Raw genomic sequence first — 7,473 nt, forward strand, 5'->3', positions numbered from 1 at the left:
AACTCCAATGCCCTCGCCAAATAAACCATGAATCAAGTCTGACAAACAATCAGCCCCAAAGGAATCAACGACACGCTACACTAGGTGTTCACTCTCCGGTGTTCTGAGGTTCAGTGCTCGAGTCTGTCCAACGTCGAGTTCAACGCTGATAGACAGTGTTTTGTGCCCGTACACCAGCGATTGTTGCTGAACAACCCGCTCAGAGCGCAATCGACGTCGAAAGTTCCACGCCACACCACAGCTGTAGTAGGCATGTCGGCCAACAGGTGGCAGAGTTTCACGGTAAGGAAGCATTGTCGGCTCGGAGGATTTTCATGCAGGAACTACGGCTGGTGGGTGTTCACGAGGACGGCGGGCGCCTGCTCCTGAACGGTGAGGATGGCTCCAACTTCAGCCTGCCGATCAACGAGGCGTTGCGCATGGCGGTCTCCCGCCCCATCGAACAGCACAAGATCACCACCCCACCGCCACCGGTGGGCAAGCCGGTGGTTCCGCTCTCGCCGCGGGACATCCAGTCTCGGATCCGTGGTGGTGCAACGGCCCAGGACATAGTTGACGAGTCTGGACAGGATCTCTCACAGGTGCTCCGCTATGAGGGGCCGGTGCGCGCTGAACGAGATTACATGGCCATCCTGGCGCAGCGGGTGGAAGTGTCCTCTGCGTTGCCGTCCCATGACAGCTACCGCTCGGCTTTTGGCGACAACCCCGCCCAGCTCGGTGACATGGTTGCCTACCGGTTGCAGGCCTACGGCGTTGACCCGAACGCGGTCGAATGGGATGCGTGGCGCCGGCCAGATGGTCTGTGGAATGTGGTTGCCCGGTTTGACCTGGCGGTAGATGCCCAGGTGGCTGTGGGCGAGGAGCCGCCCGCCCAGTGGACGTTCAATCCCAGCCGGAAGACTGTTCTGAATACGAACCGGTGGGCACAGTTGCTGAGCGAGCTGGAGCCGCTCGATGGTCCGCTGCCCACCCGTCGGCTCAGTGCCGTTGCTGATCACGTGTTTGATTTTGAAGCCCAGAAAACTCAGGATGCTGCCCCCGAGGAAGACTCCTCCGATAACCTGCTCGACGTGCTCAGGTCACGCCGTGGGCAGCGCCTGGGCGTGGATGAGGACGGCGATGACGCTCTGGCCCACCTGTTGGCAAAGGGCAGCATTCCGGCTGCCCATCCGCGCCCTACCGACGGTGCTGAACCAGAATCTGATGCCCCTGACGCACCACAGCACAGCGACGACGCCGCCGTTGAGCCCGGGCGGTTTGCTGGCCTCAGTCTCGCGCCATCAGTCGCTGACGACCCGAATAGCTCGAACGGCAATAGGTCCAATGAGGACAGTTCAGACCGCACCAGTTCCGGCCCCGACAGCACTGGGCCAACCTACAGCGACGGTACTCCGCGATTGTTCGACTCGGTGAGTACGGAGACGAGGGAAATCAGCGTCTTTGCCCGCCCTAACGGTCCGGCACGCCCCAGCAGGGAAGCACAACCAGCCCCTGACAGCTCCCCAAAACCCGCAGAGGAACCGGCTGACCGGAAGATTCGGCCGAAACGGTCAAGTGTCCCCAGCTGGGATGAAATAGTCTTCGGCACCAAGAGCGACTAGCTGGAGAACGGCAACAGTATTTCGTTGCTTTTGAGTGCTGTAGCGGTCCGCAGCGTGACCCTTCGGGTGTGATGACGCCGGCACAGCGTCTCGTAGCCGGTCACCGGGGTGTGCGGAGTCCCATCCTCAGTTCCCGCGGTAATCGGGAGTTCGGGCTGCAGCGGATCACGTGGCTCTAAGGCAAGTTCCACGTCTCCCACCACCACCTGGTCACCCTCGACAACCATGACCCCGTCGATGGTCCGCGCGTTGTGGGTGGCTCGACGTCCGCACCAGCACAGGGCCTCCACCTGGAGCACCTGAACTCGGTCAGCGAGTTCAATGAGCCGCTGAGAGCCTGGAAAGAGCTTCGTCCGGAAGTCGGAAGTGATCCCGAAGGCAAAGACGTCGACGTCCATCTCGTCAACGATCCGGGCCAACTGATCGATCTGCTCACCGAGATAGAACTGGGACTCATCGCAGATCAGGTAGTCCACCCGTTCTCCGGCAGTCCGCCGCCTGACAATCTCCGCCCAAAAGTCGGTGCAGTCGGTGACTTCGACGGCACCGGTCTGCAACCCGAGCCGGCTGGAAATCTTTGCCTCCCCCGCTCGATCATGGGAGCTAAAAAGCAGTCCGGCGCGACCTCGAGCGCGATGATTGTGGTCCATCTGCAACGCAAGCGTCGACTTGCCGCAGTCCATGGTCCCGGAAAAAAAGATCAGCTCAGCCACGGGGCACCTTTCCACCGGGACGGTTCAGGGTCAGCAAAGGCACTTCCCGTTCAGCCCGGGTGAGCGATCCATGCTGTCCGACGACCTCCATCGCCGACGCCGACGTCCGGCGGCGATCGTACAGGGCGATCGGCTCCCGCGCCGCCACCATGAGGTCTCCGATCCGGGGTAGCACCCGCGGGTCCACGTCACCGAACAGCCCGGCTCCCATTGCCTGGTCACGGGTGAAGATCCACGCGAACTGCCCGTAGGCGTCCTGCCACGCACTGATGAGTAGTTCGCGGCCCCGAGCGGAAAGGCCCGGCTCGTAGTACAGGTGAAGCATCCGCGGCTCCCCAGCTGTGTGCGCCAGACCGTCGATGAGTGCCGGTTCGGTGGAGAAATCGTAGCGGTGCGCTACGTCGACGTCGACCATCCCATGGTCAGCCGTGAGCAGCAGCAGCGTGTCGGATGGCACACGTGCGGCAAGCGTCTTAATGGCTGAATCAACGTCCTCCAGCTGAGCGCCCCATTCGGCTGAGCCACAGCCGTACCGGTGCCCGGCCTTGTCCATCTCGTTGAGGTACAGGTACACCAGGGCCTGCTTCGAGTCAGCGAGTTGCTCATGAGCACCCCGGACCCTCGCCTGAAGTGTTCCTGCAGCGAGATAGTTCCCGCCCCTGAGTGCTGCCCGCGTCATTGCCGAGTCAGCGAATTTGGGGAGGGACACGCTGGTCACCGGAATCTGCCCGGCCGTCTGCTCAAAGACCGAAGGGTAGGGCTGCCAGCGCAGCGGGTCGACGCCGGGGTCCCAGCCGCCCAGCATGTTGACGACCTTGCCCTGCTCCGGGTCCAATACGTCATAGCCGACCAGTCCGTGCATGCCCGGCGACAGGCCTGTCCCGAGACTGCCCAGGGACGCAGCGGTGGTGGAGGGAAACGCCGAGCCAATGATCCGCGCGCCGTCTAGATGACTCCGCAAAAAGGGTGCGTGCCCGCCACGTCTTTTCAAGAGCGCCGAGCCGAGTCCATCAACTACGACAACGCACACACGCGAGGCCCTCGGCAGACCGAGGGCGTTAACGAAGGGGCCCAACGACGAGTCGAGGCCGAGGGCCGCCGCAGCGCTGGTAAAGACCTCGGCGACGCTGCTGCGGCCATAGGGAGGCGCCGCCGGAAGTGGCTCCCGGTGTCCAATCACGTGTTTCGCCAACGGCTAGCCCTGATGGTGGGTCCGGCTGAAGCGTGCACCGAGACCTGGTTGCCTGCGGGGCGTCGGCGCGAGAGATCCGGTGGTCCCCGGCGACACCGGGTTGGCTGTGTTGACCTTCCGGAGTGCTCGAGCGAACGATTTTGCATTCTGGACCGCCTGCATTCCATCGGCCTCGGCGCTGACCCGCAGCACAATATCTTCCTGGGAAATGGTGCCCGTGTAACCGTGGTCGGCGTCGCACTGCGGGTCGCTGCAGCCGGCAGGGCCCATGTCCAGCCGCTGGCCCCCGGACCAGGCGATGGCAAGGGTGAGTTCCCGGGCCTGGTCGGACGGCTTGTAGTCCTGCGGCTGTGCGTACAGGTAGCTGAGCACCACCGAGCGGATCTGGGAGACCGGGACAGATTCAGTGGAGACCTGGGCCATCATCTGCTGCCCATCCTCATCCAGTTGCTGGTCGTCGACGTGAGTGATCACCAGCATGTCCTCGGTCAGCACCAGCACTGTGATGTGACGGTGCACCTCGTTGCGTTCGAAATGGGTTTCAAGGTGAACCACATGGGAGAGTGGTTCCCGGCCGTCCAGGGCGTCGTGCACCGTGTCTGCTACCAGACGTGGGTAGAATCCGGCCCGTTCCAGGGATGCGTCGAGGCTGCGGCGTTCAGCGGAGAGCGATGTCATACCTCCAGTTTCCCTTACCCGGGCACCAGCCGCCTAACCCGACGGCCCGTGGGGCGCGCCGCCAAAGCGGGCGCTGGTACCTCGATCAGCGATCAGTCCCGCATCGCGCGCCGGGCACTGTCGGTGCGCCGCTGAGGATTACCCACCAGAATCTCGGTACTGAGGATGACCAGCCCGGTAGTCGACACCAACACCGGATTAAATTCGAGCAATGCAATCTCCGGGTGCCGATCCTTCAGCACAGCAACCCTACTCACCAGATTCTCTATCGCTGCGACGTCGGTGGCGGGCAGACCCTGGTAGCCGAACAGTTTGCGCGCGGCACGCGGTGCGCGGACCAGGTCAGCTATGTCGACAGTGGACAGCGGTGGAATGCTGTGTGCCCAGTCCTCCAAAAGGTCAACGGCGTCGCCCGCCAGACCGAACGAGAGCACCGGTCCCAGTAGGGGATCCTCAATGGCGCGGAGCGTGCAGCCCTGGCCTGAGGGCGCCATGGACTGCACCTCCATGCCGCTGACTCCGAACGGTGCCAATACCTTCTCCATCTGAGCGATGTTCTGGCGGAGCGAGGCAGCGTCCTCGATGTTCAGTCGAACACCCCCGAGGTCGAGGCGGTGCCGCAGATGTTCATCGACAGTCTTGATAACAACCGGCCACCCGAGGCGGTCCGCCGCCGCCACCGCCTCATCGGCGGTGGTGAATCGCACCGCGGGCAGCGCATCGATGCCATAGTGTCCAAGCAGGGTTGACGCCTCTGGCCAGTCAAGCCGGGTGAGACCGTCGCCCTCGACCCTGGCCAGGGCCCGGTGAAGCACAGCCGACGCCGCGTCGGAGTCGATCTCCTCCGGCTCGTGGAACCCGCCATTGTCCCGGGATCGCCATCGCGCGTAGGTGACCACGGCGCTGAGAGCCGCAACTGCCGCCCCGGGGCCCGCGTAGCACGGCACTCCGCGCTGGACGGGCGCTGAATCAGAATTTTCTGGTCCAGCACCCGACCCGGCGGGAGCCGCGAGCAGCCCATCGGACTGCACCAAGGGGTCAAGGATGCCTGCGAAGGAGGCGACAAGAGGTTTGTTGGCCGTCTCGGCGCTGTCCCTCAGACACTCAGCAATCGCTTCAACAGTCAGTCCTGGCGCGGGGAGCAGCGAGACGACCGCTGAGTGCACATCGTCGTCGGCCAATGCGGCAAGGATCGCCGCACGGAGGGTAGGTAAGGCGATGGACTGCCCGGTGTCCAGGTCAATGTCGGTGACCAACTGCCGCACGTCAAGGGCGTGGGCAGCGGCCGCATCGGCCACCACCTTGCCCAGCGCGAGCGAATTGCTGAAGACGGCCAGACCCGGTCCGGCGGGTAGGGGCTGGCTCACCAGAATCTGGGCGATGTCCACGAGCTGCGCGGTGGTTTCCACCCTGATCACACCCGACTGCCGCAGCATCGCATCGAGCGCACCCGCTGGGGCTTGGGTGGTGCGCACGGCGTGGCCGGGCGGCAGCTGAAGGCCCATCACATCGGACTTCGCCACGATCACCGGTTTGGTTTTGGAGAGTCGGCGGGCAATCCGGGAGAACTTGCGCGGGTTACCGACCGACTCCAGGTACAGGCCCACCGCACGGGTGGACGGGTCGTCTTCCCAGTACTGCATTGCATCATTACCCGAAATGTCTGCCCGGTTACCGGCGGAGAGGAAGGAGCTGAGCCCCAGCCCTCGCCGCCCGGCAGCGGCGTAGAGCAGCACACCGATCGCCGCCGACTGGCTGAACAGCCCCAAGGTGCCAGCGGCGGGCAGTGCGGGGGCCATCGACGCATTGAGCCGGACCTCCGGATCGGTGTTGACCAACCCCAGGGATGCCGGTCCGACCACCCGCATCCCGAAGGCCCTGGCGCGATGCACCAGCGCCTTCTGCCGGGCCAACCCGTGGGCGCCGTCGTCGGCAAACCCGGCGGTTGCTACGAGCAGCCCTTTCACACCGGCTGCGCCGCACTGGTCAACCACCGCGGCCACCTGCTCGTAGGGGACGGCGATCACTGCCAGGTCGACCGGCCCCGGCACCTCGGCAATGGCGGCGAAGGAGATCATGCCGGCGAGTTCGAAAGCTTCGGGATTCACTGCATAGATATCGCCGGTGTACCCGCCGTCGATGATGTGTTCGAGGAACGAGTACCCAACTGTCCCCCATTCGCGGCTGGCGCCGATCACCGCCACCGACGACGGAGACAGCAGATCCGCAACGCTGCGCGCCTCTGCCCTGTGCTCGCGGGATTCCATCACGGCGCGGGACTTTTCGGTGGGGTCAATGTTGAACTGAAGCATCACCACGCCGTCGTCGAAGCGGCGTTGCACCTCATAGCCGGCCTCGGCGAAAACGGTGATCATTTTCCGGTTCTCCGGTAGCACCTCCGCCGAGAACCGGCTGATGCCGTTCTCCCGTGCTGCTGCCGCGAGGTGTTCGAGCAGAATGGAGCCCAGACCCCGCCCCTGGTGTGCGTCAGAGACGTTGAAGGCCACTTCGGCCTCTGTGGGGTCATCGAGGCGGTCATACCGCCCGATGCCGAGGATGTCGGCGCCGCGGGTAACCACAAACGCCACCCGGTCCTTGTGGTCCACCTCGGTGAATCGTTTGAGCTCTTTGCTGCTCAGCGAAGACTTGTAGGTGAAGAACCTCAGGTAGATGGAGTTCTCGGATTGCTGCATGTGAAAGTGCTGGACCGCCTCCGCGTCATCGGGCGCAATGGGCCTCAAATGTGCAGTGGCGCCGTCCCGCAACACGACGTCGGCCTCCCAATATTCCGGGTAATGTCCGCCAGCCGCCATAGACTCACCCTAGTGGGCGTTCGGCGCTCGCGTCATTACCCTTGGTAGCACACCCCTTTTCACAACCCGAGGACCACCCGATCATGGCCAGGCGCCAAAGCACAGCAGCCCCGGTGGATTACACCGAGAACATCATCGACATCGACGTCACTTCCGAGATGGAAGGCTCGTTCCTTGAGTACGCGTACTCGGTGATCTACTCCCGGGCCCTGCCCGACGCCAGGGATGGACTCAAGCCCGTTCAGCGGCGCATCCTGTACATGATGACAGACATGGGTTTGCGCCCCGATCGCGGCCATGTGAAGTCCGCCCGTGTGGTGGGCGAGGTGATGGGTAAGCTCCACCCGCACGGCGACGCGGCGATTTACGACGCGATGGTCCGGATGGCACAGGACTTTTCCCTGCGCCTTCCCCTGATCGATGGTCACGGCAACTTCGGTTCGCTCGACGATGGACCGGCGGCCCCCCGCTATACC

Annotated in this window: 6 protein-coding genes; 2 read left to right on the forward strand and 4 right to left on the reverse strand. The window is 63.8% G+C overall.

All coding sequences use genetic code 11. The features are described 5' to 3' along the window. The first annotated feature begins 314 nt into the window (after nucleotides 1-314). On the forward strand, nucleotides 315-1,601 hold the full coding sequence (sepH, locus tag Y703_RS0111705; RefSeq protein ID WP_026552840.1) for a septation protein SepH: 1,287 nt from the start codon (nucleotides 315-317) through the stop codon (nucleotides 1,599-1,601). On the opposite strand, the gene Y703_RS0111710 is transcribed toward sepH, so the two are convergent. From Y703_RS0111710 to Y703_RS0111725, 4 genes are all read right to left on the reverse strand, one after another. Next, nucleotides 1,598-2,314: a thymidine kinase gene (locus Y703_RS0111710; protein WP_026552841.1), complete on the reverse strand. Its 717-nt coding sequence runs from the start codon at nucleotides 2,312-2,314 to the stop codon at nucleotides 1,598-1,600. The genes sepH and Y703_RS0111710 overlap by 4 nt on opposite strands. Beyond that, a complete protein-coding gene (locus Y703_RS0111715; RefSeq protein ID WP_051427541.1) occupies nucleotides 2,307-3,494 on the reverse strand; it encodes an alkaline phosphatase family protein in 1,188 nt (395 codons plus the stop codon). Before Y703_RS0111715 ends, Y703_RS0111710 begins: the two co-directional genes overlap by 8 nt. Nucleotides 3,495-3,509: 15 nt before the next feature. Continuing rightward, the gene (locus tag Y703_RS0111720; RefSeq protein WP_026552843.1) at nucleotides 3,510-4,184 is read right to left on the reverse strand and encodes a DUF5998 family protein; all 675 of its coding nucleotides are present in this window, start codon (nucleotides 4,182-4,184) and stop codon (nucleotides 3,510-3,512) included. Nucleotides 4,185-4,276: 92 nt separating this feature from the next. After that, nucleotides 4,277-6,997 carry a bifunctional acetate--CoA ligase family protein/GNAT family N-acetyltransferase gene (locus Y703_RS0111725; protein ID WP_026552844.1) on the reverse strand — a complete coding sequence of 907 codons (2,721 nt, stop codon included), beginning with the start codon at nucleotides 6,995-6,997 and terminating at the stop codon, nucleotides 4,277-4,279. A gap of 83 nt (nucleotides 6,998-7,080) precedes the next feature. Here Y703_RS0111725 and Y703_RS19595 point away from each other — a divergent pair. Next, a partial coding sequence (locus Y703_RS19595) for a DNA gyrase subunit A (RefSeq protein WP_035764855.1) occupies nucleotides 7,081-7,473 on the forward strand: 393 nt, incomplete at its 3' end.

The sequence above is a fragment of the Arthrobacter sp. H20 genome (assembly GCF_000520515.1).
Taxonomy (GTDB): domain Bacteria; phylum Actinomycetota; class Actinomycetes; order Actinomycetales; family Micrococcaceae; genus Arthrobacter_D.

Bases quoted from the DNA above. Each gene is read 5' to 3' on its own strand.
- Y703_RS0111720 (WP_026552843.1), bottom strand. From the start codon at position 4,184: ATGACATCGCTCTCCGCTGAACGCCGCAGCCTCGACGCATCCCTGGAA.
- sepH (WP_026552840.1), top strand. From the start codon at position 315: ATGCAGGAACTACGGCTGGTGGGTGTTCACGAGGACGGCGGGCGCCTG.
- Y703_RS0111725 (WP_026552844.1), bottom strand. From the start codon at position 6,997: ATGGCGGCTGGCGGACATTACCCGGAATATTGGGAGGCCGACGTCGTG.